This window comes from Pseudomonas sp. MWU13-2105 (assembly GCF_023242315.1).
GTDB lineage: Bacteria > Pseudomonadota > Gammaproteobacteria > Pseudomonadales > Pseudomonadaceae > Aquipseudomonas.
Genome location: NZ_JALLIY010000004.1, coordinates 25,824 through 50,077 on the forward strand (window position 1 = coordinate 25,824; position 24,254 = coordinate 50,077).

20 protein-coding genes are annotated in these 24,254 nt (G+C 62.8%); 9 read left to right on the forward strand and 11 right to left on the reverse strand.

The genetic code is table 11. From position 1 onward, the window contains the following. Positions 1-8: 8 nt before the first annotated feature. Entirely contained in the window at positions 9-830 is an 822-nt protein-coding gene (locus M5B96_RS06680; protein ID WP_248795922.1) for a phasin family protein, read from the forward strand. 121 nt (positions 831-951) lie between these two features. On the opposite strand, the gene M5B96_RS06685 is transcribed toward M5B96_RS06680, so the two are convergent. The 10 genes from M5B96_RS06685 to M5B96_RS06730 form a co-directional block, all read right to left on the reverse strand. Continuing rightward, the gene (locus M5B96_RS06685; protein WP_248795923.1) at positions 952-1,572 is read right to left on the reverse strand and encodes a TetR/AcrR family transcriptional regulator; all 621 of its coding nucleotides are present in this window, start codon (positions 1,570-1,572) and stop codon (positions 952-954) included. A 63-nt stretch (positions 1,573-1,635) separates the two neighbouring features. Further along, complete coding sequence (gene phaC / locus M5B96_RS06690) at positions 1,636-3,318, reverse strand: class II poly(R)-hydroxyalkanoic acid synthase (protein WP_248795924.1); 1,683 nt, start codon at positions 3,316-3,318, stop codon at positions 1,636-1,638. A gap of 130 nt (positions 3,319-3,448) precedes the next feature. Beyond that, a complete protein-coding gene (gene phaZ / locus M5B96_RS06695) occupies positions 3,449-4,306 on the reverse strand; it encodes a poly(3-hydroxyalkanoate) depolymerase (protein ID WP_248795925.1) in 858 nt (285 codons plus the stop codon). Positions 4,307-4,383: 77 nt separating this feature from the next. Then, a complete protein-coding gene (phaC, locus tag M5B96_RS06700) occupies positions 4,384-6,063 on the reverse strand; it encodes a class II poly(R)-hydroxyalkanoic acid synthase (RefSeq protein ID WP_248795926.1) in 1,680 nt (559 codons plus the stop codon). 241 nt (positions 6,064-6,304) lie between these two features. Beyond that, entirely contained in the window at positions 6,305-6,685 is a 381-nt protein-coding gene (locus M5B96_RS06705; RefSeq protein WP_248795927.1) for a gamma-butyrobetaine hydroxylase-like domain-containing protein, read from the reverse strand. A gap of 175 nt (positions 6,686-6,860) precedes the next feature. Continuing rightward, on the reverse strand, positions 6,861-8,198 hold the full coding sequence (gene hslU, locus M5B96_RS06710) for an ATP-dependent protease ATPase subunit HslU (RefSeq protein WP_248795928.1): 1,338 nt from the start codon (positions 8,196-8,198) through the stop codon (positions 6,861-6,863). Between the two features lie 44 nt (positions 8,199-8,242). Continuing rightward, entirely contained in the window at positions 8,243-8,773 is a 531-nt protein-coding gene (gene hslV, locus M5B96_RS06715) for an ATP-dependent protease subunit HslV (RefSeq protein ID WP_191489912.1), read from the reverse strand. A 305-nt stretch (positions 8,774-9,078) separates the two neighbouring features. Further along, a complete protein-coding gene (locus M5B96_RS06720) occupies positions 9,079-9,789 on the reverse strand; it encodes an SPOR domain-containing protein (protein WP_248795929.1) in 711 nt (236 codons plus the stop codon). Position 9,790: 1 nt separating this feature from the next. Then, positions 9,791-11,527: an arginine--tRNA ligase gene (gene argS, locus M5B96_RS06725; RefSeq protein ID WP_248795930.1), complete on the reverse strand. Its 1,737-nt coding sequence runs from the start codon at positions 11,525-11,527 to the stop codon at positions 9,791-9,793. A gap of 130 nt (positions 11,528-11,657) precedes the next feature. After that, a complete protein-coding gene (locus M5B96_RS06730; protein ID WP_248795931.1) occupies positions 11,658-13,877 on the reverse strand; it encodes a primosomal protein N' in 2,220 nt (739 codons plus the stop codon). A gap of 186 nt (positions 13,878-14,063) precedes the next feature. On the opposite strand from M5B96_RS06730, the gene rpmE reads away from it, so the two are divergent. After that, the gene (gene rpmE / locus M5B96_RS06735) at positions 14,064-14,285 is read left to right on the forward strand and encodes a 50S ribosomal protein L31 (protein ID WP_100940403.1); all 222 of its coding nucleotides are present in this window, start codon (positions 14,064-14,066) and stop codon (positions 14,283-14,285) included. Between the two features lie 288 nt (positions 14,286-14,573). Then, positions 14,574-15,842 (forward strand): malic enzyme-like NAD(P)-binding protein, encoded by a 1,269-nt coding sequence (locus M5B96_RS06740; RefSeq protein WP_248795932.1) that lies wholly within the window; start codon positions 14,574-14,576, stop codon positions 15,840-15,842. A 317-nt stretch (positions 15,843-16,159) separates the two neighbouring features. Here M5B96_RS06740 and M5B96_RS06745 read toward each other — a convergent pair whose 3' ends face one another. Next, entirely contained in the window at positions 16,160-18,592 is a 2,433-nt protein-coding gene (locus tag M5B96_RS06745; protein ID WP_412548592.1) for a penicillin-binding protein 1A, read from the reverse strand. Positions 18,593-18,798: 206 nt separating this feature from the next. Here M5B96_RS06745 and M5B96_RS06750 point away from each other — a divergent pair, with 206 nt between their 5' ends. The 6 genes from M5B96_RS06750 to aroK are packed head-to-tail and all read left to right on the forward strand — an operon-like array spanning position 18,799 to position 24,191. Continuing rightward, entirely contained in the window at positions 18,799-19,863 is a 1,065-nt protein-coding gene (locus M5B96_RS06750) for a pilus assembly protein PilM (protein ID WP_248795934.1), read from the forward strand. Position 19,864: 1 nt separating this feature from the next. Further along, on the forward strand, positions 19,865-20,431 hold the full coding sequence (locus M5B96_RS06755) for a PilN domain-containing protein (RefSeq protein WP_248795935.1): 567 nt from the start codon (positions 19,865-19,867) through the stop codon (positions 20,429-20,431). Next, on the forward strand, positions 20,428-21,057 hold the full coding sequence (pilO, locus tag M5B96_RS06760; RefSeq protein ID WP_248795936.1) for a type 4a pilus biogenesis protein PilO: 630 nt from the start codon (positions 20,428-20,430) through the stop codon (positions 21,055-21,057). The genes M5B96_RS06755 and pilO overlap by 4 nt, the downstream gene beginning before the upstream one ends. After that, the gene (locus M5B96_RS06765) at positions 21,054-21,581 is read left to right on the forward strand and encodes a pilus assembly protein PilP (protein WP_248795937.1); all 528 of its coding nucleotides are present in this window, start codon (positions 21,054-21,056) and stop codon (positions 21,579-21,581) included. The genes pilO and M5B96_RS06765 overlap by 4 nt, the downstream gene beginning before the upstream one ends. An 11-nt stretch (positions 21,582-21,592) precedes the next feature. Then, positions 21,593-23,668 carry a type IV pilus secretin PilQ family protein gene (gene pilQ / locus M5B96_RS06770; protein WP_248795938.1) on the forward strand — a complete coding sequence of 692 codons (2,076 nt, stop codon included), beginning with the start codon at positions 21,593-21,595 and terminating at the stop codon, positions 23,666-23,668. Between the two features lie 4 nt (positions 23,669-23,672). Further along, a complete protein-coding gene (gene aroK, locus M5B96_RS06775; RefSeq protein WP_042935610.1) occupies positions 23,673-24,191 on the forward strand; it encodes a shikimate kinase AroK in 519 nt (172 codons plus the stop codon). Positions 24,192-24,254: the final 63 nt, after the last annotated feature.

Genomic DNA, 24,254 nt, shown 5'->3' on the forward strand with positions numbered 1-24,254 from the left:
AGAACGGGATGGCTGGCAAAAAGAATACCGAGAAAGAAAGCAGCTCGTGGATCGGGAAGGTTGAGGAATATTCCCGAAAAATCTGGCTTGCTGGTTTAGGCGTGTACTCGAAGATCGATACCGACGGCAGCAAACTCTTCGAGACGCTGGTGAAGGATGGCGAGAAGGCCGAGAAACTCACCAAGACCGCAGTCGACAAGAAAGTCGATGCGGCCAAGGACTCCGCCAGTTCGGCCAAGTCGCGCATCGCCGGGGTCAAGGACCGTGCGCTGGGCAAGTGGGACGAGTTGGAAGGGGCTTTCGACAAGCGCTTGAACAGCGCCATTTCGCGCCTGGGCGTACCGAGCCGCAATGAAGTGAAGGCGCTGCACAGCAAGGTCGATACCCTGACCAGGCAGATCGAAAAATTGACCGGTCAGGCCGTGACTCCTGCCTCGGCGAAAACGGCGGCGGCCAAGCCGGCGGCGAAAGCGCCAGCCAAGCCTTTGGTTAAAGCCGCGGCCAAGCCTGCTGCCAAGCCAGCGGCGAAAACCGCGGCAGCCAAGCCGGCAGCCAAAGCGGTGGCCAAGCCAGCAGCAAAACCTGCGGCCAAGCCAGCGGCGAAAGCCGCAGCGGTGAAACCAGCGGCCAAACCTGTGGCAGCGAAACCTGCGGCCAAGCCAGCGGCGAAACCGGCAGCGGCGAAAAAGCCTGCTGCCGCGAAGCCGGCTCCCGTTGCGGCCGCCAAGCCTGCCGCGGCTCCGGTCTCGGCCGCCAACTCGGCTGCTCCTGCTCCGGCATCCGCTCCAGCGGCTACGCCAACAGCACCGACTCCGGCTTCCCAAGCCTGAGTCGTTACCCGCTGAATGAAAACGCCCGGCCTGTGAAGGTCGGGCGTTTTTGTTTGTGTCAGGGGTAGGTGTGTTGCCTGTCATATCGCCTTCGCGGGCACCAGCGCAGCAGTTCTTGACCTTAATCGTGGTCTTCGAGATAACGCAAAGCCATCTGCTCCGTCACCACCCGCGCCGGTGCCAGCAGGTGCGGAGCCACCAGCATCATGATCTGGTACACCACCAGCCGCACTTCGCCTTCACGCCCCAGTATCCGCTGGTAATCCAGGGAAAACAGCAAGGTCAGGGTGATCTGCTCCACCAGCTGCCCCAGGGCCTGGGTCTCACTCAACAACATGCCTTGCGCCTTCAGGCGCGCGAGTAACGACGCCAGTGTCCGCTTGAGGGCATTGAGCAGGTTGCGGATGCCCTTGGCCAGCTTGGGCAGGCGCCCGGACAGATTGGACAGGTCCTGGAACAGGAAGCGGTAATGGGCTAGCCGCTCGACGATCAGATGCAGGAAGAACCAGTAGTCCTCGGGCGCCAGCCGGGCGTCGGCCGGCGGGTCGAGCAAGGGCGCCAACTCGCCCTGGAAGCGCTCGAACAAACCCAGCACCAGTGGCTCCTTGCCGTGGAAGTGGTAGTAGAGGTTGCCCGGGCTGATCCCCATTTCATTGGCCACCTCCATGGTCGAAACGTTGGGTTCGCCTTTCTGGTTGAACAGCTGCAGGGCGCATTCAAGGATCCGGTCGCGGGTCTTCATCCAGTCTTCTTAGGTCGTTCCGACCGTTCGCCACGACTGCCCGGCAGCCGTGGTCGGTAATCATCAGCGTACTCGCACATAAGTGCCGGGTGCCGCCTCCATGGGTGGGTAATTGGCATTGCCCAGGGTCATCTGGGTTTCCCGCTGGGCCCCCGAACGCTCCTGGATCCAGGCCAGCCACTGGGTCCACCAACTGCCCTCGACCTGTTTGCCGTCGTAGTACCAGGCTCGCGGGTCACTGCTCAGCCTGGGGTTGTCGACGTAGTTGGCCTTGGGGTTGCTCGGCGGGTTGAGAATGCTCTGGATATGCCCGCTGTTGGACAGCACGAAGCGCCGGTCGCCGCCCAGCAGCAGGGTCGAGCGATACACCGCATCCCAGGGCGTGATGTGGTCGTTGATACCGCCGACGCTGAAACTGTCGACCGTGACTTTCCGCAGGTCGATGGGGGTGCCGCAGGCTTCCAGTCCACCCGGATGGCTCAGCGGGTTGTGCTTGAAGAAATCCAGCAGGTCGCCGTGAAAGGCCGCGGGCAGGCGGGTGTTGTCGTTGTTCCAGTAGAGAATGTCGAATGCCGGCGGTTCCTTGCCGAGCAGGTAGTTGTTGACCCAGTAGTTCCAGATCAAGTCGTTGGGCCGCATCCAGGCGAAGACCCGCGCCAGGTCGCGGCCGTCGAGCACGCCTTGCTGGTAGGAGCGGCGCTTGGCGGCTTCGAGGGTCTGTTCGTCGGCGAACAGGGTGGCTGGGCTGTCGAGCTGGCTGTCGAGCAGGCTGACCAGGTAGGTGGCGCTGGACACCCGGCGCAACTGTCGCTTGGCCAGCAGGTGGCCTTGCAGGACGGCAATGGTCAGGCCGCCGGCGCAGGCGCCCATCAGGTTGACCTCACGGCTGGCGGTGATCGCCCGGCAGACGTTCAGCGCTTCTTCCAGCGCCTCGACATAGCTGGACAGGCCCCATTCGCGGTGCCGTACATCCGGGTTGCGCCAGCTGACGACAAATACCTGCAGGCCGTTCTTCAGGGCGTACTGGACGAAGCTGTTGGACGGGCTCAGGTCGAAAATGTAGTACTTGTTGATCTGCGGCGGCACGATCAGCAGCGGTTTGGCGTATTGTTTTTCGCTCATCGGCTTGTACTGGATCAGCTCCAGCAGCTCATTGCGAAACACCACCGCACCGGGGGTGGTGGCCACGGTCTTGCCGACTTCGAACGAATGCTTGGTGACCTGGCTGGGCAAGCCATTGTTGTGCAGCAGGTCGTCCACCAGGTGGCTGATGCCGCGCACGATGCTGTTGCCGCCGGAGTTGAACACTTCCTTGACCGCCAACGGATTGAGCAGGGTATTGGATGGCGCCATGGCATCGTTGAGCAGGGCGAAGACAAAGTGCGCGCGGGCGCGGTCGTCGTCGCTCATCCGGCTGTCGTCGATCCACTGCCTGACCTGTTTCTGCCAGGCCAGATAGGCCTGCAGGCTACGCCGGTAGAACGGGTTCAGGCTCCAGGCCGGGTCGGCGAAGCGCGGGTCCTGCGGGTTGGGCTTGTGCAGCGTGTCGCCGAGCAGCACCTTGCCCAGTTGCCCGCCCAGGGCCAGGGCATGCCGGGCGGTGTGTAGCGGATTGCGCAAGCCGTGGACGGCCACGCTGCGCAGGGTGGAAAACAGATCCCGGCCGCGCAGACCGGTAATCGCACTCTGTGCGTTGATGAACGCCGCGGGTGTGGGCATCGAGCCCTTCGCTGGTTTGTCTCGCATGAGTCAACACTCCTTCGTCATCAAGCTATCAACCAACACAGGGGGACGCGACAGGCGGGGTCGTCGGTCGCGGACCTTGTGCGCCACGCGGACGTCCTGCCCGCGCGCGCTTATTACCAGGGAAAGACTCCTAGGTGCTCTTGGAGGGCGCCGGGTGCGGGTGCATCACCGCCCGCTGGCGCTCTTCCTGGAGGAACTTCATGATGATCGGCGCCACGGCCTCGGCCCGGGTGATCAGGAATAAATGGCCGTCGTCGATTATGTGTAGCTGGGCATTGGGGATTCGCCAAGCCAGCAGGCGCATATTGATCAGTGGAATCAGCGGATCGTCGTCGCCGGCCAGCACCAGGGTCGGCTGGCGGATCCTGTGCAGCCAGTGGATGCTGGTCCAGCCGAGGCCGGCGAACAGTTGCCAGTAGTAGCCCAGCTTGCCGGCCGAGCGGACCTTGGCGGCATGTTCGGCGGCCAGGTGCGGGTCGCGGCGAAAGGCACCGCCGTAGATGGTCGGGGCAATGCGGATCACGTGGGACGGCTGGATATAGCGCCGTGGGCTGGCCATGTTCCACAACACCTTGGGCTTGCCCGGGACCATCACCGCACCGGCGGCGGTGGCGGCGAGGATCAGCTTCTTGCAGCGCTCCGGGTAGTCGTGGGCGAATTGTTGGGCCAGGGCGCCACCCCAGGAAACGCCCACCGCGTTGACCTGGCCGTAATCCAGGTAATCGAGCATGCGCGCGGTGAGCTTGGCCAGGCCCGGAAAACGATAGGGTCGCCTGGGCGTCGACGAACCGCCGACGCCGGGGACGTCGAAGGCGATGACTTCCAGGTCTGGGTCCAGGGCCTGGACGAACGGAAACACCAACTCCAGGTTGGCACCGATGCCATTGAAGATCAGCAAGGGCGTCAGATGAGACTTGCCGGGGCGAACCGCGGTGCGGATGGTCTGGCCATCCAGATCGATGGTTCGGAAGATGAACGGTTGCGGCATGCTCGAAGCCCTGTGGTTGAACCTGTTTTCCTGATCTGACTGGGGCCCTGTTGGTGCAGGGCGGTGTTCCTGAATCCCTAGCGCTCGTGGACGTAGGTACCCGGTGCCGCCTCGCCCGCCGGGTAGGCCTTGCTACCCAGGCTGGTCGGTGATTTCTTCAGTTTGCCCGAACGCTCGGTCTGCCACGCTTGCCAGTGCAGCCACCAAGAATCGGTGTGCTTGGTGGAGTTTTCCTGCCAGTCGTCGGCCTTGGCCGGCATCTCGGTACTGGTCATGTAGCGCGATTTCGGATTGCCCGGCGGGTTCAGGATGCTCTGGATATGGCCGCTGCTGGACAGCACGAACTCGACCTTGCCGCCGAATAGTTGCGCCGACTTGTAGCAGGACTTCCAGGGCGTGATGTGATCGTTGGTACCGGCCAGGGCAAAGATGTCGGCGTCGACCTTTTTCAGGTCGATAGGCGTGCCGCAGACTTCCAGGGCGTCGGCGCGCACCAGTGGATTGTTCTTGAACATCTCGATCAGGTCGCCATGGAAGGCGGCCGGCAGGCGCGTGGTGTCGTTGTTCCAGAACAGGATATCGAACACCGGCGGCTCGTTGCCCAGCAGGTAGTTGTTGACCCAGTAGTTCCAGATCAGGTCGTTGGGGCGCATCCAGGCAAAGACCTTGGCCATGTCGCTGCCTTCCAGTACGCCGGCCTGGTAGGAGTGGCGCTTGGCGGCTTCGAGCGTCTGTTCGTCGACGAACAGCGCGACCTGGGTGTCGAGGGTGGTGTCGAGCACGCTGACCAGCAGGGTCAGGGCATTGACCTTCTTCTCGCCGAGGGCGGCGTAGTGGCCGAGCAGGGCGGTGCAGGTGATGCCGCCGGAGCAGGCACCGAGCATGTTCACGTCCTTGCTGCCGGTGATGGCGGTGACCACGTCGACGGCTTCCTTCAGCGCCTCGATGTAGGTCGACAGGCCCCACTCGCGCTGGGCCTTGGTCGGGTTGCGCCAGCTGACGATAAAGGTCTGTACGTGGCTGCGCAGGCAGAAGCGCGCCAGGCTCTTGTCGGGACTGAGGTCGAACACATAGAACTTGTTGATCTGCGGCGGTACCACCAGCAGCGGCCGCTCATGCACCTGTTCGGTGATGGGGCTGTACTGGATCAGCTCCAGCACATCGTTGCGAAACACCACCGCGCCTTCGGTGGTGCCCAGGCTCTTGCCGACCTCGAAGGCGCCCATGTTCACCTGGCTGGGCATGCCGCCGTTGTGCACCAGATCCTTGGCCAGGTTCGAAAGACCGTCCAGCAGGCTCTTGCCGCCGGTCTCGAAGAAGCGCTTGACCGCCGCCGGGTTGGCCGCGGTGTTGGTCGGGGCCATGGCCTCGGTCATCAGGTTGATGACGAAGTGGCCGCGACTGATGTCCTGTGGCGACAGCGAGCTTTCGTCGATCCAGGCATGGAGCTCCTTGCGCCAGGCCAGGTAGGTTTGCAGGTAACGCCGGTACAACGGATTCTGGCTCCAGGCCGGGTCGTTGAAACGTCGGTCATCGCTTTCCGGCTGCAGGCCGGACTTGCCCAGCAGTACGTTCTTCAGTTCGACGCCGAAATGGGCGACATGCTTGACGCTGTGGATGGGTTGTTTGATGGCTTGGGTCAATACCATTCGTGCAGAGGTAAGAAGATCCTTTCTACGCAAGCCGACGACGGGGTTCAGGCCCAGGGTGTTTTCCGAGGCTTGCCGCTGCAGGTCATCGTTGTTCTTGTTACTCATCTACGACGCTCCATTGTCCTGAGACGAGTACCGGGTACAGCTGTGCAAATGGCACAGCGAATGCCAAGTACTACTGCTCGGGTGACCGTTGATTGCACATCGTTAAATGCACGGAACTTGCCAGCTCCATTGGTTACCCGAGTTTGATTTTTTTCGCAAGCGGGCCACTCGTTAGCCACGCCGTGGGGGATTGAATCAGATGTGATTAGAAAATGCCCTCCAAAACGACCGGAGGTCCGGACTAGAGCATCAGCTTGACCACGGATTCGGACGGGTCGCGGGATTTTCCGGCCGCTTTCAGTTCGGCAAGATAATCGGCCCACAAGTCATCCTGGCGGCGTGCCAGCTCGTAGAGGTAGTCCCAGGTGAACAATCCGCTGTCATGACCGTCGTCGAAGGTCAGTTTCAGTGCATATTGGCCGGCGGGTTCGAGCTTGCTCAGGGCGACATTGAGCTTGCCGAACTGGAGGATGGGCTTGCCGTGGCCCTGGACCTCGGCGGAAGGCGAATGCACCCGCAGGAATTCGGCGGGCAGGTGGTATTCCTCGTCCGGGCCGTATTTGAGGGTCAGGGTTTTCGAAGCTTTGTACAGGTTGATGGCGGTGGGGAGTCGGGTGGTCATGGGCAGCCTGCGATCCGTCTGTGTCAGAGAATCCTGTGGGAGCGGAGCTTGTCGGATCGCCGCATCGCCGCGAAGCTTCTGGCGTTCTCACGGGCCCTTCGCGAGCAAGCTCTGCTCCCTCAAGGGGCTGTGTTCGGCCATAAAAGCCCCGCTCCTACAGGGAGCGGTGTGCTCTTTACAGGATATACCGCGACAGGTCTTCGTTCTTCGCCAATTCGCCCAGGTGGCTGTTGACGTAGTCGGCGTCGATGCGGATCGGCTCCTCGTTGTGGGCGCTGGCCAGGTCGCCGGCGCTGAACGAGACTTCCTCCAGCAGGCGCTCCAGCAGCGTGTGCAGGCGACGGGCACCGATGTTCTCGGTCTTCTCGTTGACCTGCCAGGCGATTTCCGCCAGGCGCTTGATACCGTCCGGCAGGAACTCGATGGCCAGGCCTTCGGTTTTCAGCAGCTCGCGGTACTGCTCGGTCAGCGAGGCGTGCGGTTCGCTGAGGATGCGCTCGAAGTCTTCCGGACTCAGGGCCTTGAGTTCGACCCGGATCGGCAGGCGGCCTTGCAGCTCGGGGACGAGGTCGCTCGGCTTGCTCAGGTGGAACGCGCCGGAGGCGATAAACAGGATATGGTCGGTCTTGACCATGCCCAGCTTGGTGTTCACCGTGCAGCCTTCGATCAGCGGCAGCAGGTCGCGCTGCACGCCCTCGCGGGAGACATCGGCACCGCCGACGTTGCCGCGCTTGGCGACCTTGTCGATTTCGTCGATGAAAACGATACCGTGCTGTTCCACCGCCTCCAGGGCCTTGGCCTTCAATTCCTCATCGTTGACCAGGCGTCCGGCTTCTTCGTCACGGACCAGCTTGAGCGCGTCCTTGACCTTGAGCTTGCGGCTCTTGCGCTTGCCCTTGCCCATGTTGGCGAACAGGTTCTGCAATTGGTTGGTCATTTCCTCCATGCCCGGCGGCGTGGCGATCTCGACGCCGAACGACTCGGCCACTTCGATTTCGATCTCCTTGTCATCCAGCTGGCCTTCGCGCAGGCGCTTGCGGAACAGCTGGCGGGTGTTGGAGTCCTGGGCCGGGGCCGAGTCCTCGTTGAAACCCATGCGTGCCGGTGGCAGCAGGGCGTCGAGGATACGTTCCTCGGCGGCGTCTTCGGCGCGATGGCGGACCTTGACCAGCTCCTGCTCGCGCAGCAACTTGATCGCGGCGTCCGCCAGGTCACGGATGATCGATTCGACGTCACGGCCGACATAGCCGACCTCGGTGAACTTGGTTGCTTCGACCTTGATGAACGGTGCATTGGCCAGTTTGGCCAGGCGCCGGGCGATTTCGGTCTTGCCGACGCCGGTCGGGCCGATCATCAGGATGTTTTTCGGGGTCACTTCGACGCGCAGTTCCTCGGGGAGCTGCATCCGGCGCCAGCGGTTGCGCAGCGCGATGGCGACGGCGCGCTTGGCATCGTCCTGGCCAATGATATGGCGATTGAGTTCGTGGACGATTTCGCGGGGGGTCATGGACATAATATGTGGGTCCTCAAGCGGAAATGGGCAGCCGTGCGGGCTGGTTATTCCGCGAGGTCCTGCTCCTCGATGGTGACGTTGTGATTGGTGAAGACGCAGATGTCTGCCGCGATGCCCAGGGCGGTCTCGACGATTTCCCGGGCCGACAGGTCGGTTTTCTTCAGCAGTGCGCTGGCCGCGGCCTGGGCGTAGCCGCCACCGGAGCCCATGGCGATCAGGCCGTCTTCCGGTTCGACGACGTCGCCGTTACCGGTAATGATCAGTGAAGCATCTTTGTTGGCCACCGCCAGCATGGCTTCCAGGCGGCTCAGGGAGCGGTCGGTACGCCATTCCTTGGCCAGTTCGACAGCGGCGCGGACCAGATGACCCTGATGTTTCTCAAGTTGGCCTTCGAAGCGCTCGAACAGGGTAAAGGCGTCGGCGGTGGCGCCGGCGAAACCGGCGATGACTTCACCGTGGTAGAGGCGCCGGACTTTTTTCGCGTTGCCCTTCATGACGGTATTGCCGAGGGAAACCTGGCCGTCGCCGCCCATGACGACTTTGCCGTGGCGACGAACTGAAACGATGGTGGTCAAGGGAGAATCTCCACGCAGCGGGGCGAAAATGCCTGATGGAAACTCATATGGGGGTGGTGGTGGGTTTTTCAACCGTGGGCGGGATGAGGGGATGAATGGCGTAGGAAAGGCTTTGTTTGAACCCGCACGACAGACTTCAAGGTCAGGCTCAACCCTTGTGGCGAGCGGGCTTGCCCGCGCTGGGCCGCGCAGCGGCCCCAAAACCGACGAATCAGGTGTGTCTGGTAGACCGAGGCGGCCGGTTTTGCGGCTGCTGCGTAGTCGAGCGCGGTGGTGCGGCGTTCCGACAAGCCCGCTCCCGGCAATCAGCGGCTCTGGCGCTGTTGCAGCAACAGGTTGTTGAAGCCGCTACCGGCCAGTTGTTTCTGCGCCTTGGTCAGTTGTTCGCGGTTGCTGAACGGTCCGACCAAAACCCGGTACCAGGTCTCGTCCTTCACGGTCCCGGATTCCACCGAAACCGACTGCCCGAGCAGAATGACTTGCGCCCGGACCTTGTCCGCATCGGCTTCCTTGCGGAACGAGCCGGCCTGCAGGAAGAACTGCGTCACCGCTGCCGGTTTGGCCGCTGCCACCGGCGGCGGCGGTGGCGGGGTAATACCGGACAAAGCGGCCTGGGCCCGGGCGGTATCGATCTTCGCCGCTTCGGCCGGGGTCACCGGGGTGGTCGGCGTCGGCACGGTCTGCGGCGTCGGCAGGGTTTTCTCCGGCACGGCTTCTGGTGGCACGATGACTTCCGATTCCGGCAGCAAGGTGTAGAAATCGTACTTGGGCTTCACCGGCTGGGTCGGGCTCGGCGGGGTCTTGTTGGCTTCGGCGATCTTGCTCGCTTTCAACTGTTCCTGCTTGACCCGTTTGATGTCATCGCCCTTGCCCGGCTCCAGCTTCATCAGGAATACGATGAACGCGCCCACGCCGAGGCCGATCGCCAGCCACAACCAGCCCGGGATCGGTTTTTTCGCAGGAGCTTGGTAACGGCTGGCGCCACGTTTGGGTGCGGGGGTTTTCTTGGCAGCCAACTTACATACGCTCCAGGGTTTCCAGACCCAGCAGTTCCAGGCCTTGCTTGAGGGTGCGGCCGGTCAGCGCGGCGAGGCGCAGGCGGCTCTGTTTCTGTGCAGCGGTTTCGGCGGACAGGATCGGGCAGTTCTCATAGAAACTGGAGAACAGGCCGGCGACATCGTACAGGTAGGTGCACAGCACATGTGGCGTGCCTTTCTCGGCGACGCTGGCGAGCACTTCGCCGAACTGCGCCAGCTTGGCGGCCAGTTCCTGCTCGTGCGCGGCTTCGAGGACGATCTGCCCTTCAACCTGGCTGAAATCCGTGCCCAGTTTGCGGAATACCCCGGCCACGCGGGTGTAGGCGTACAGCAGGTACGGCGCGGTGTTGCCTTCGAAGTTGAGCATCAGCTCGAAGTTGAAGCTGTAGTCGCTGGTGCGGTGCTTGGACAGGTCGGCGTACTTGACCGCGCCGATGCCAACCACGCGGGCGATGTTGCGCAGTTCGTCTTCGGCCAGCTCCGGGTTCTTTTCCTTGACCAGGGTGTAGGCGCGCTCCTGGGCTTCGTTCAGCAGGTCGATCAGCTTCACGGTGCCGCCGTCGCGGGTCTTGAATGGCCGGCCGTCGGCGCCGTTCATGGTGCCGAACCCCATGTGTTCCATTTCCATCGGGTGGGTCACGAAACCGGCCTTGCGCGCGACCGCGAACACCTGCTGGAAGTGCAGGGCCTGGCGCTGGTCGACGAAATACAGGGCGCGATCGGCCTTGAGCTGGCCGCTGCGATAGCGCACGGCGGCGAGGTCGGTGGTGGCGTACAGGTAGCCACCGTCGGCCTTGACGATGATCACTGGCAGCGGTTCGCCTTCGGCGTTCTTGAATTCGTCGAGGAACACGCATTGGGCGCCGTTGCTTTCCACCAGCATGCCCTTGGCCCGCAGGTCATTGACGACATTGATCAGGTCGTCGTTATAGGCGCTTTCGCCCATCACGTCGGCCATGGTCAGCTTGACGTTCAGCAGCTCGTAGATCTTCTGGCAGTGGGACAGCGAGATGTCCTTGAAACGGGTCCACAGCGCCAGGCAATCCGGGTCGCCGGCTTGCAGCTTGACCACCAGGCCGCGGGCGCGGTCGGCGAACTCCGGCGACTCGTCGAAGCGTTTCTTGGCTGCGCGGTAGAAGTTTTCCAGGTCCGAGAGCTCGTCGCTGGTAATCGGGTTTTCCTGCAGGTAGGCCATCAGCATGCCGAACTGGGTACCCCAGTCGCCGACGTGGTTCTGGCGGATCACGCTGTCACCGAGGAACTCGAGGACGCGGGCTACGCCGTCGCCGATGATGGTCGAGCGCAGGTGGCCGACGTGCATTTCCTTGGCCAGGTTGGGGGCCGACAGGTCGACCACTACGCGTTGGGCCGTGCCGGCCTTGCGCACGCCGATCCGGGCGTCGGCCAGGGCGGCGTCGAGGCGGGCGGCCAGGGCCTGGGTGTTCTGGAAGAAGTTGATGAAGCCGGGGCCGGCGATCTCGGCCTTGCTGACGCTGTCGGCGGCGGGCAGGGCGGCGATGATCTTTTCCGCGAGGTCACGGGGTTTGAGGCCGGCCGGCTTGGCCAGCATCATCGCGATATTGCTGGCGAAGTCGCCGTGGGTCTTGTCCCGGGTGTTTTCCACCTGGATCGCCGGCGTCAGGCCTTCAGGCAACACACCTTCGGTGACGAGTTGGGTGATGGCTTGTTGGATCAGCTGGCGAATGGTGTCTTTCATGGTCTTCTCTTTCGACCGCAAGCGCGGCGGCGCTTCGATGCGCAGGTGGAAAAACTGGGCATTATCCGTTGCCTGGGCGAGCTTGCCAACCGGTTACGGACTTGTGGTGCCCGCGAAGAGGCCAGTGCGGTCAATACAAATCCACCGGATCGACATCCAACGACCAGCGCACCTGCCGCCCGCTGGGCATCTGCTCCAACACCAGCAACCAACTGCTCAACAACCGGTGCAGCGAAGCCCGGCCATTGGCCTGCAACAACAACTGCGCCCGATAACGCCCGGCCCGACGCTCCATGGGCGCCGGCACCGGCCCGAGCAACTCGATGCCGCCCAGGCTCATTTCGCCCAGCAAACGCTCGGCCGCACTGCAAGCCTCATCGAGAAAACCCTCGGCCTGCCCCGGCTTGTGGGCTTCGGCCCGCAGCAGCGCAAGGTGCGCGAAGGGCGGCAAGCCGGCGGCCCGGCGCTCGCTCAAGGCCTGTTCGGCAAAGGCGAAATAACCCTGCTCGGTCAGCTGAATCAACAGCGGATGATCCGCCAGGTGCGTCTGGATAATCACCTTGCCCGGCTCCTCCGCGCGCCCGGCCCGGCCCGCCACCTGGACGATCAACTGGGCCATGCGCTCGCTGGCGCGGAAGTCGCCGGAAAACAGGCCGCCGTCGGCATCGAGAATCGACACCAGGGTTACCCGGGGGAAGTGATGGCCTTTGGCAAGCATCTGCGTACCCACGAGGATGCAGGGTTGGCCCTTCTGGATAGTGGCGAACAACTGGTTCATCGCGTCCTTGCGCGAGGTGCTGTCGCGGTCGACCCGCAGTACCGGGTAATCGGGAAACAGGATGGCCAATCGCTCCTCGGCGCGCTCGGTCCCGGCCCCCACCGGGCGCAGGTCGACCTTGCCGCACTGTGGGCAATTGCGTGGTACGCGTTCGACATAGCCGCAGTGATGACAGCGCAGTTCGCCGGAGCGCTGGTGCACGGTCATCCGCGCATCGCAGCGCGAGCATTCGGACATCCAGCCGCAGTCGTGGCACAGCAGTGTCGGCGCGAAGCCGCGACGGTTGAGGAACACCAGTACCTGCTGGCCGGCGGCGAGGGTCTGGCCGATGGCCTGTTGCATCGGTCCGGAAATGCCGCTGTCCAGTGGCCGGCTCTTCACATCCAGGCGCAGGAAGCGCGGTTGCTTGGCGCCGCCGGCGCGTTGATTCAGGCGCAGCAGGCCATAACGACCGGTGTAGGCGTTGTGCAGGCTTTCCAGGGATGGCGTGGCCGAGCCCAGCACGATCGGAATGTTTTCCTGGCGCGCGCGGACCAGTGCCAGGTCGCGGGCGTGATAACGCAGGCCCTCTTGTTGCTTATAGGAGCCGTCGTGCTCTTCGTCGATGATGATCAGCCCGGGGTTTTTCATCGGGGTGAACAGCGCCGAACGGGTGCCGATAATGATGTCGGCCTCACCGTCGCGGGCGGCGAGCCAGGCGTCCAGGCGCTCGCGGTCGTTCACCGCCGAGTGCAGCAGGGCGATGCGGGCGTTGAAACGTTGCTCGAAACGCGCCAGGGTCTGCGGCCCCAGGTTGATTTCCGGGATCAGCACCAGCGCCTGCTTGCCGGCTTCCAGGGTCTCGCGGATCAGTTGCAGGTAGACCTCGGTCTTGCCGCTGCCGGTGACCCCGGCCAGCAGGAACGCGTGAAAACTGTCGAGTCCGGCACGGATTGCTTCGCAGGCGGCGCGTTGTTCGCTGTTGAGCGGCAACTCCGGTTGCGCCAGCCAGTGTTCGTGGCGCTCGCTGGGGGCGTGGCGGCGAACTTCCACCTGCACCAGGTCCTTGGCCAGCAGCAGGTCGAGGCTGTCCTTGCTCAGCATCAGTTTGCTCAGCAGTTGATGGGCCACGCCGTGGGGGTGCTGCGCCAGGGTCGCCAGGGCGTCGCGCTGGCGCGGGGCACGGGCGATGCGCGGGTCGTCGAGGCGGGCGCCGGGGGCCATCGACCAGAAGCGTTCCTGGCGCGCCTCGGCCGGCTCGCCCTGGCGCAGCAGCACCGGCAGTGCCCAGCTCAGGGTGTCGCCGAGGCTGTGCTGATAATACTGGGCGGTCCACAGGCACAGCTTGAACAGTGCCGGCGGCAGCGGCGTGGTGGCGTCGAGCAGGGCCGTGGCGCGCCTGAGTTTGTCCGCCGGGACCTCGCTGTGCTCGGCGACTTCCACCAGGATGCCGATCATCTCCCGGCGGCCGAAGGGTACCCGCAGGCGCATGCCGGGCTGCAATACGCTACGCGGCACGCCCTCCGGCGCCCGATAATCGAACAGGCGACGCAATGGCGAGGGCAGGGCAAGGCGCAGGATGGCGTCGGGCACGCGGTTCTCTCAGGGAGGGTTTCATGGAGGGCGCGAGCCTAGCAGACGGCTCGGGCAGTGTCTTCCCGACGGAGGGCATACTGGCTACTTGCGTCACGGAAAAGGTCTGGTATGATCGCCGGCTAAATTACGTGCGGTGTTCAACAATCGTGTTGAGCGGCGGCACGCCAGCCTGAGGAAGTCCCCATGAAAGCCGATATCCATCCAGCATACGTAGACATCGACGTTACCTGCAGCTGCGGTAACAAGTTCGTGACCCGTTCGACCCACGGCAAAGCACTGCCAATCGACGTGTGCAACGAATGCCACCCGTTCTACACCGGTAAGCAGAAGACCCTGGACACCGGCGGCCGCGTACAGAAGTTCGCCGACCGTTTCGGCATGTTCGGCGCTGTCAAAAAGGCCTGAGGCTGATCGCTCCGGGAACAGCTGCTGGTTTTTCCCGGTCGATAAAAAAGGCGTCCCATGTGGACGCCTTTTTTGTGGGCGCTGTTTGTATCGACGGCCGCCGCATGAAGAATTGTAGACATTTTTTCGCTTGATTGTGCACAGTCTTCGCCTTGTGTTTCCTGGCTCTTGGGCCAAAGTCGTAGGGACAGGTGCTTGACACCTGTGACTGCTCAGTCTTGTGAGGACTTGGCGACACGAGTATCCTCGGCGGTCCGTCTGTCCCACAGTAAAAAGCGGAATGCCCACATGTCAGATTTGAAAACTGCCGCTCTCGAATATCATGCCAATCCTCGTCCGGGGAAGCTGAGCGTCGAGCTCACCAAAGCCACCGCTACCGCTCGCGACCTGTCGCTGGCCTACAGCCCTGGCGTAGCCGAACCAGTGCGTGAAATCGCCCGCGATCCTGAGCTGGCCTACAAGTACACTGGCAAGGGCAACCTGGTTGCAGTCATTTCCGATGGCACCGCGATTCTCGGCCTGGGTAACCTTGGCCCACTGGCCTCCAAGCCAGTAATGGAAGGCAAGGGCGTGCTGTTCAAGCGTTTCGCCGGTATCGACGTGTTCGACATCGAAGTCGATTCGGAAAGCCCGCAGGCCTTCATCGACACCGTCAAGCGTATCTCCATCACCTTCGGTGGCATCAACCTGGAAGACATCAAGGCGCCTGAGTGCTTTGAGATCGAACGTGCTCTGATCGAGCAGTGCGATATCCCGGTGTTCCACGATGACCAGCACGGCACCGCGATCGTGACCGCGGCCGGCATGATCAATGCCCTGGAAATCGCCGGCAAGACCCTGCCGGAAGCCAAGATCGTCTGCCTGGGGGCCGGTGCCGCCGCCATCTCCTGCATGAAGTTGCTGGTGAGCATGGGCGCGAAGATCGAGAACATCTTCATGGTTGACCGTACTGGCGTGATCCACGCCGGTCGTGACGACCTGAACCAGTACAAGGCGGTGTTCGCCCACGCGACCGAGAAGCGCACCCTGGCTGACGCCTTGAAGGGCGCTGACGTGTTCGTCGGCCTGTCCGGCCCGAACCTGCTGGACGCTGCCGGCCTGCTGTCGATGGCGCCCAACCCGATCGTGTTCGCCTGCTCGAACCCGGATCCGGAAATCGCCCCGGAGCTGGCTCACGCCACCCGCAACGACGTGATCATGGCCACCGGTCGTTCGGACTACCCGAACCAGGTCAACAACGTCCTCGGCTTCCCGTTCATCTTCCGTGGTGCCCTGGACGTTCGCGCCAAGCGCATCAACGAAGAGATGAAAGTGGCTGCGGCCAACGCCCTGCGTGAACTGGCCAAGCTGCCGGTCCCTCAGGAAGTGTGCGATGCCTACGGTGGTATCAAGCTGGAATTCGGTCGTGAGTACATCATTCCGAAGCCAATGGATGCCCGTCTGATCACCCTGATCTCCGATGCCGTGGCCAAGGCTGCAATCGAGACCGGCGTGGCGACCCTGCCGTATCCGAAGAACTACCCGCTGAAAAGCGTGGATGACGTGTTCAACGGCTAAGCCGTTGTAGCGTCAAACAAAAAGCCCCGGCTCGAATGAGTCGGGGCTTTTTGCTGTGTGGCTGTCCAGCTTTTGTGGTCACGCGCAGCGTATGGCTGGACGGAATAGGTGGCGAGCGGGCTTGCCCGCGCTGGGGTGCGAAGCGCCCCCAAAACCTGTGATCGCGTAATGTCGGATAAAACGCGTCGGCCGGTTTTACGACTGCTTTGCAGTCGAGCGCGGCGGTGCGGCGTTCCGACAGGCCCGCTCGCCACAAGACCACGTCCGATCGGGGCTGGCTCGTTTGCCACAACAAGCCCGCCCGTCACACCGAGGGATCAGAACAGATCGATCGGCGCCGCTTCGTCCGCCGGCAGCGGGCTGCCCGGGGCACTGCCGCCATTGCCGATTTCGTTGATCGACGGCGGCGTGTCTTCGCTCTTGAACAGTTCGAAGTAGGCATTCGGCGTGCCCGGGGTTGCCGCGCGACCGCTGACCGGATCAACCCGCAGACTGAGGATGCCTTCCGGCTCCGCCTGGGTGTGCAGCGGCTTGCCCTTGAGGGCCGCGCCCATGTAGTCCATCCAGATCGGCAGCGCCACGGTACCGCCGAATTCGCGACGACCGAGGCTTTCAGGCTGGTCGAAACCGGTCCAGACGGTGGTGATGTAGTCGGCGTTGTAGCCGGTGAACCAGGCGTCCTTGGATTCGTTGGTGGTACCGGTCTTGCCCGCCAGGTCGCCACGGCCCAGGGCAAGGGCACGACGCCCGGTACCGAGCTTGATCACGTCCTCGAGCATGCTGTTGAGGATGAAGGTGGTGCGCCCGTCGATGATCCGTTCGGCCACCGCTGGTGCCTGGGCGGCTGGCGCGGGGCCTTCACTGGTGCTGTTGACGGTGAAGGACGGTTGGCTCGGTGCCGCGATGCCGCTGCTGGCCGCCGCGCCGGTCGGCACGCTCGGTGGATTGGCGACGAACAGGGTGTCGCCATTGCGGCTTTCGATCTTGTCGATCAGGTACGGGGTGATCTTGTAGCCGCCGTTGGCGAAGGTGCTCCAGCCGGTGGCAATCTCCATCGGCGTCAGGGTCGCGGTGCCCAGGGCCAGGGACAGGTTGCGCGGCAGGTCCTGCTTGTTGAAGCCGAACCTGGCGATGTAGTCGATGGTCTTGTCGACGCCCAGGCTTTGCAGCAGGCGAATCGAGACCAGGTTGCGCGACTTGTACAGTGCTTCACGCAGGCGGATCGGGCCGAGGAAGGTGTTGGTGTCGTTTTTTGGCCGCCAGACCTTGTCCAGGTATTCGTCGACGAACACGATCGGTGCATCGTTCACCAGGCTGGCCGGGGTGTAGCCGTTGTCCAGGGCGGAGCTGTAGATGAACGGCTTGAAGCTCGAGCCCGGTTGGCGCTTGGCCTGGGTGGCGCGGTTGTAGTTGCTCTGCTCGAAGGCGAAGCCGCCGACCAGGGCGCGGATCGCGCCATTTTGCGGGTCAAGCGAGACCAGCGCGCCCTGGGCCACCGGTACCTGGCTGAACTTCAGGCTGTTGTCGGCCTGGCGCTGGACGCGGATCAGGTCGCCGACCTGGGCGACGTCAGCCGGCTGCTTGGGCGCGGCACCGAGGCTGTTGGTGTTGAGGTACGGCCGGGCCCATTTCATGCTGTCCCAGTTGACGATTTCCGGGCCGTTGCGGGTCAGTACGTGCAGGCTGGTCTTGTCCACCTGGGTGACGATGGCCGGATCCAGGCCGCTGATGGTGCGCTGCTTGCCCAGCTCGGCAATCCAGGCGTCACGGGTCTTGCCCGGCAGGCGCGATTCCGGTCCACGGTAGCCGTGGCGCTGGTCGTAGGCGATCAGGCCTTCTTCAATCGAGTGGTTGGCCAGTTCCTGCAGGTTGCTCGGCACCGTGGTGGTGACGCGGAAACCTTCGGTGTAGGCTTCGCTGCCATAGCGCCCGACCATTTCCGCGCGGGCCATCTCGGCGATGTACGGCGCGTTCACTTCCGGCGTCGGCACGTGATAGCTGGCGTTGATCGGTTCGACGATGGCGGCCTGGTAGGCGGCTTCATCGATCTTGCCCAATTTGTACATGCGGCCGAGGATCCAGTCGCGGCGCTCCTTGGCGCGGACCGGGTTGGCCAGCGGGTTGAAGCGCGACGGGGCCTTCGGCAGGCCGGCGATCATGGCCATCTGGGCCAGGGTGATGTCACGGATCGACTTGCCGTAATAAACCTGTGACGCTGCTTCGATACCGTAGGCGCGGTTGCCCAGGTAGATCTTGTTCACGTACAGCTCGAGGATTTCGTCCTTGGTCAGCTGGCGTTCGATCTGCAAGGCGAGAAGAATTTCGTTGGTCTTGCGCGAGAAGCTACGCTCGCTGGACAGGAAGAAGTTTTTCGCCACCTGCATGGTGATGGTGCTGCCGCCGGACTGGATATGTCCGCTCTTGACCAGTTGGGTCGCGGCGCGCATCAGGCTGCTGGGGTCGACGCCATAGTGATTGGCGAAGTTGTCGTCCTCGGCGCTGAGCAGGGCGTTGATGAAATTGGCTGGGATATCGGCGAAACGCAGCGGCGAGCGGCGCATCTCGCCGAATTCGGCGATCAGCTTGCCATCGCTGGTATAGACCCTGAGCGGAATCTGCAATTGAATGCTGCGCAAGGTCTCGACGGACGGCAGGCCCGGACTAAGATAAAGAAAAGCGCCGCTCAGGACGAGCAACAGCCCGCAGAACACGGCGACGAAAGACCACCCGAAAAACTTCAGCAGACGAATCAAGGCTTGTGGATTTCCAGATAAAAGAATGAGTTAGGCGTCAGGCTAAATTCGCAGCAAGCGCGGGTTCCGCGATTTGGAAAAAAACGCTGGGCATTATAAGCATTTTTGGGCTTGAGCGTCATTTGCGCTTATGTCAAGACTGCTATTAAATGCCACTGATCATAAAGGGTCCGTAAGTCGCGGATAGTAAAAGGGAATCGGTAGTGCTTGGACTCTTTGGCAAAAAAGCGCATTCGCTCCTGGGGATCGACATCAGTTCCACCTCGGTAAAGCTCCTCGAATTGAGCCGTTCCGGCAATCGATATCGGGTCGAGTCCTATGCCGTGGAACCGTTGCCGGCCAATGCCGTGGTCGAGAAAAACATCGCCGAGCTCGAAGGCGTCGGGCAGGCCCTTGCGCGGGTGTTGCTCAAGGCCAAGACCAATGTGCGCGGCGTGGCCGTCGCGGTGGCCGGTTCCGCGGTGATCACCAAGACCATTGAGATGGACGCCGGGCTTTCCGATGACGAAATGGAAAACCAGCTGAAGATCGAGGCCGACCAGTACATCCCCTATCCCCTGGAAGAAGTGGCGATCGACTTCGAGGTCCAGGGCTATTCGGCGCGCAATCCCGAGCGTGTCGAAGTGCTGCTTGCCGCCTGTCGGAAAGAAAACGTCGAGGTCCGCGAGGCGGCCCTCGCGCTGGCCGGGCTCGAAGCCCAGGTGGTCGATGTCGAGGCCTACGCCCTGGAGCGTTCCTTCGGCCTGCTCGCCGCGCAGCTGGCCAGCGATCACGAGAAGCTGACAGTGGCGGTGGTGGACATCGGTGCGACCATGACCACCCTCAGCGTCCTGCACAACGGCCGGATCATCTACACCCGCGAACAATTGTTCGGCGGACGCCAGCTCACCGAGGAAATCCAGCGCCGCTATGGCCTGTCCAACGAAGAGGCCGGGCTGGCGAAGAAACAGGGCGGCCTGCCCGACGACTACGTCGCCGAGGTGTTGCAGCCGTTCAAGGATGCCGTGGTCCAGCAGGTGTCCCGCTCCCTGCAGTTCTTTTTCGCTTCCGGGCAGTACAACGATGTCGACTACATCCTGCTCGCCGGCGGCACGGCCTCGATTGCCGGGCTTGATCACCTGATCCAGCAGCGACTCGGTACCCCGACCCTGGTGGCCAACCCCTTCGCCGACATGGCCTTGAGCAGCAAGGTCAACGCCGGGGCCCTGGCCAGCGATGCGCCGGCGCTGATGATCGCTTGCGGTCTGGCCTTGAGGAGTTTCGACTGATATGGCGCGGATCAACCTTTTACCCTGGCGCGAGCAACTGCGCGAAGAGCGACGCAAACGCTTCCTGACCGCCCTGGTCGGCGTGCTGGTGGCGGCGGTCGGCGTGGTTTTGCTGACCGACCAGTACTTCAGCGGTGCCGTCGACCGGCAGGTCGCGCGCAATGCCTACATGAACAAGGAAATCGCCCAGCTCGACAGCCGGATCAAGCAGATCAGCGAACTCAAGGCGCGTCGCCAGCAATTGATCGAGCGCATGAAGATCATCCAGGACCTGCAAGGCAACCGCTCCATCAGCGGGCGGATTTTCGACCAACTGGTACGGACCCTGCCGGACGGCGTGTATTTCACCGAAGTGAAGATGACGGACAAGACTATCGCGATCACTGGTGCGGCCGAGTCTAACAACCGGGTTTCGGACCTGATGCGCAACCTCGATGCTTCCGATTGGCTCACCGGGCCGACGCTGACCGAGGTCAAGGCGACCAGCTCCGGTGCCGTCGACCAGGCCAACACCTTCCAGCTGAGTGTGCGCCAGACCCAGCCAAAGTCTGAGGGGAAGGCCAAATGAATGTCTCCGCCTGGATGGAAAACCTGCGCAAGATCGATCTTGCCGACCTCGACATGCAGAACATCGGCTCCTGGCCGGCGGTGGTCAAGGTCGCTAGTGGCGTACTGACGGCGCTTCTGGTGCTGGCCCTGGGTTACAACTTCTACATCAAGGACCTGACCGACCAACTGGACCTGCAACGCGCGACGGAAGTAACCCTCAAGGAGCAGTTCGCGACCAAGGCGCACCTGGCCGCGAACCTTGAGGCCTATACCCGCCAGATGCAGGAGATGGAGGAGTCGTTCGGGGCCTTGCTCAAGCAGTTGCCGAGCGACACCGAGGTGCCGGGGCTGCTGGAAGATATCACCCGTACCGGGTTGGGCAGCGGTCTGGAGTTCGAGGAGATCAAGCTGTTGCCGGAAGTCACGCAGCAGTTCTATATCGAGTTGCCGATCCAGATCACCGTGACCGGCGCCTATCACGACCTGGCGACCTTCGTCAGCGGTGTGGCGGCCCTGCCACGGATCGTGACCCTGCATGATTTCGAGATCAAGCCGATCGCGGCTTCACCGGCCGGCGGCAACAAGCTGCGCATGAGCATCCTGGCCAAGACCTATCGCTATAACGACAAGGGGCTGCAGAAATGAGCCGCTTGCAAACGATTTGTCCGGCCTTGCTGGCGCTGATGCTGGCCGGTTGTGGTAACGGCAACGACTTCAGCGACCTCGATGCGTACATGAAAGAGGTGCGCGCGCGCCCGGCGGGCAATATCGAGCCGACGCCGAAGTTTCGTGCCTTCGAGATGTTCACCTACAGTGCCGCCGCGCTGCGCAGCCCGTTCCAACCGCCGATGAAGATCGACCTGGTCAATCGCCAGAAAGGTTCCCACGAGGTCAAGCCTGATCCGAATCGGACCAAGCAATTCCTCGAGGGCTTCAATATCGAGCAGTTCGAGATGGTCGGCACCCTGTCCAATGCCAGCGGCACCTTTGCCCTGGTGCGTGGGGCCGGCGGTGTCCATCGATTGAAAGTGGGCGACTACCTGGGACGCAATGATGGCCGTATCGTGGCTATTACCGACGCCCAGGTCGAGGTGATCGAGATCGTTCCGGATGGCGAAGGCGCCTGGCTGGAACGACCGCGCACCATCCCTTTGAAAGAGCACTCATAGTGGAATTCGATATGAACCGGATCATTTCATCCCTCGGCATTTCGCTATGGATAGCGCTGGTGTCGCCGATGGTGTTGGCGGCCAACCTGAAAACCCTGGACGTGGCGTCATTGCCTGGGGATCGGGTCGAGCTGAAGCTGGGTTTCGACAGTCCGCCCACCGTGCCCCACGGCTACACCACCGACCAGCCGGCGCGTATCGCCCTGGACCTGGCCGGTGTCACCAGCCAGTTGGCCAGGAAGACCCGCGACCTGGGTGTGGGCAACGCGCGCAGTGTGACCGTGGTCGAGGCCAAGGATCGTACGCGGCTGATCATCAACCTGACCAAGCTGGCGCCTTACAGTACGCGTATCGAGGGCAGCAACCTGTTCGTGGTGGTGGGCCAGGGTGGCGGCTCGAGCATTCCGGCCGCGGCCGGCGTTCCAAGGCCTGTCGCGGCGCAGGCCCTGCCGGCGCGCACGGCGCCCAAGCCCTATGTGGCGGTGGGGCGGGCGATCCGCAATGTCGACTTCCAGCGCGGTGAGCAGGGTGAAGGCAACGTGGTCATCGAGCTGTCCGATCCGTCCATCAGCCCGGATATCCAGGAGCGTGGCGGCAAGATCAGCGTGGACTTCGCCAAGACCCGGTTGCCCGACCCGCTGCGGGTGCGCCTGGACGTGAAGGATTTCGCCACCCCGGTGCAGTTCGTCAACGCCAGTGCCGTCGCCGACAAGGCGAGTATTTCCATCGAGCCCAGCGGTGCTTTCGACTATTCGACCTACCAGACCGACAACAAGCTGACCATCAGCGTGCGTCCGCTCACCGTCGACGACGTGCAGCGGCGCAATGCCGAGCGGTTCGCCTACAGCGGCGAAAAGCTCTCGCTGAACTTCCAGGACATCGATGTGCGCTCGGTGCTGCAATTGATCGCCGACTTCACCAACCTCAACCTGGTGGCCAGTGACACGGTGCAGGGCGGCATCACCTTGCGCCTGCAGAACGTGCCTTGGGACCAGGCGCTGGACCTGGTACTGAAGACCAAGGGCCTGGACAAGCGCAAGATCGGCAACGTGCTGCTGGTGGCCCCGGCGGACGAGATCGCCGCCCGTGAGCGCCAGGAACTGGAGTCGCAGAAGCAGATCGCCGAGCTGGCGCCATTGCGCCGCGAGCTGCTGCAGGTCAACTACGCGAAAGCGGCGGATATCGCCAAGCTGTTCCAGTCGGTGACCAGTGCCGAGTCGAAGGCCGACGAGCGTGGCTCGATCACCGTGGATGACCGCACCAACAACATCATCGCCTACCAGACCCAGGATCGCCTCGACGAGCTGCGGCGTATCGTCGCCCAACTGGACATTCCGGTGCGCCAGGTGATGATCGAGGCGCGGATCGTCGAAGCCAACGTCGGTTACGACAAGCAGCTCGGCGCCCGTTGGGGCGGCAAGATCAGTGGCGGTAACTGGAATACCTCGGGCGGCTCGCCGACCCTCTCCAAGCTGACAGGGCAGAGTGCTAGTACGCCGTTCGTCGACCTCGGAGCGACCACCGCCACGTCCGGTATCGGCATCGGCTTCGTGACCAACAACACGACCCTGGACCTGGAACTCAGTGCCATGGAAAAAACCGGCAATGGCGAAGTGGTGTCCCAGCCCAAGGTGGTCACTTCCGACAAGGAAACCGCGAAGATCCTCAAGGGGACCGAGATTCCGTACCAGGAATCGAGTTCCAGCGGTGCGACCTCGGTGTCCTTCAAGGAGGCTTCGCTGTCCCTGGAAGTGACCCCGCAGATCACCCCGGACAACCGGATCATCATGGAAGTGAAGGTGACCAAGGATGAGCCGGACTACCAGAACGTGCTGAACAACGTTCCGCCGATCAAGAAGAACCAGGTCAACGCCAAGGTCCTGGTCAACGACGGCGAAACCGTGGTGATCGGCGGCGTGTTCTCCAATACGCAGAGCAAAACCGAAGAGAAGGTGCCATTTCTCGGCGATGTGCCGTATGTTGGCCGCCTCTTCCGTCGAGACATTGTCTCGGAAGCAAAATCCGAGCTGCTGGTATTCCTGACTCCGCGTATCATGAATAACCAGGCGATTGCTGTGAGTCGTTGATTCTGTGCGAAATTTGATTCTTGTAGGGCCTATGGGGGCTGGAAAGAGCACCATAGGCCGGTTGCTGGCCAAAGAGCTGCGCCTGCCTTTCAAAGATTCCGACAAGGAAATTGAACTGCGTACCGGTGCGAATATCCCGTGGATCTTCGACAAGGAAGGCGAACCCGGCTTTCGCGACCGCGAGCAGGCGATGATTGCCGAGCTCTGCGCCGCCGACGGCGTGGTCCTGGCCACTGGCGGCGGCGCGGTCATGCGCGACGAAAACCGCCAGGCCCTGCACGCCGGGGGGCGGGTAGTCTACCTGCACGCTTCGGTGGAGCAGCAGGTCGGGCGGACGGCCCGTGATCGCAACCGGCCGTTGCTGCGTACCGCCGATCCGGCCAAGACCCTGCGCGACCTGTTGGCGATCCGTGATCCGCTGTATCGGGAAATCGCCGACCTGGTGGTGGAAACCGATGAGCGGCCGCCGCGCATGGTGGTCTTGGATATCCTTGAACGCTTGCAGCAGCTACCTCCCCGTTAAAGCGCGGGAGGAAATGCGCTATCCTCGACACCCGCCATGCTCGGTGTCGGTCATGGCTTAGAG

Bases quoted from the DNA above. Each gene is read 5' to 3' on its own strand.
- M5B96_RS06705 (WP_248795927.1), bottom strand. From the start codon at position 6,685: ATGACCACCCGACTCCCCACCGCCATCAACCTGTACAAAGCTTCGAAA.
- pilO (WP_248795936.1), top strand. From the start codon at position 20,428: ATGAATGTCTCCGCCTGGATGGAAAACCTGCGCAAGATCGATCTTGCC.
- phaZ (WP_248795925.1), bottom strand. From the start codon at position 4,306: ATGCCGCAACCGTTCATCTTCCGAACCATCGATCTGGATGGCCAGACC.
- argS (WP_248795930.1), bottom strand. From the start codon at position 11,527: ATGAAAGACACCATTCGCCAGCTGATCCAACAAGCCATCACCCAACTC.
- M5B96_RS06685 (WP_248795923.1), bottom strand. From the start codon at position 1,572: ATGAAGACCCGCGACCGGATCCTTGAATGCGCCCTGCAGCTGTTCAAC.
- M5B96_RS06765 (WP_248795937.1), top strand. From the start codon at position 21,054: ATGAGCCGCTTGCAAACGATTTGTCCGGCCTTGCTGGCGCTGATGCTG.
- M5B96_RS06755 (WP_248795935.1), top strand. From the start codon at position 19,865: ATGGCGCGGATCAACCTTTTACCCTGGCGCGAGCAACTGCGCGAAGAG.
- pilQ (WP_248795938.1), top strand. From the start codon at position 21,593: ATGAACCGGATCATTTCATCCCTCGGCATTTCGCTATGGATAGCGCTG.
- rpmE (WP_100940403.1), top strand. From the start codon at position 14,064: ATGAAAGCCGATATCCATCCAGCATACGTAGACATCGACGTTACCTGC.
- hslU (WP_248795928.1), bottom strand. From the start codon at position 8,198: ATGTCCATGACCCCCCGCGAAATCGTCCACGAACTCAATCGCCATATC.
- M5B96_RS06680 (WP_248795922.1), top strand. From the start codon at position 9: ATGGCTGGCAAAAAGAATACCGAGAAAGAAAGCAGCTCGTGGATCGGG.
- phaC (WP_248795924.1), bottom strand. From the start codon at position 3,318: ATGCGAGACAAACCAGCGAAGGGCTCGATGCCCACACCCGCGGCGTTC.
- M5B96_RS06740 (WP_248795932.1), top strand. From the start codon at position 14,574: ATGTCAGATTTGAAAACTGCCGCTCTCGAATATCATGCCAATCCTCGT.
- phaC (WP_248795926.1), bottom strand. From the start codon at position 6,063: ATGAGTAACAAGAACAACGATGACCTGCAGCGGCAAGCCTCGGAAAAC.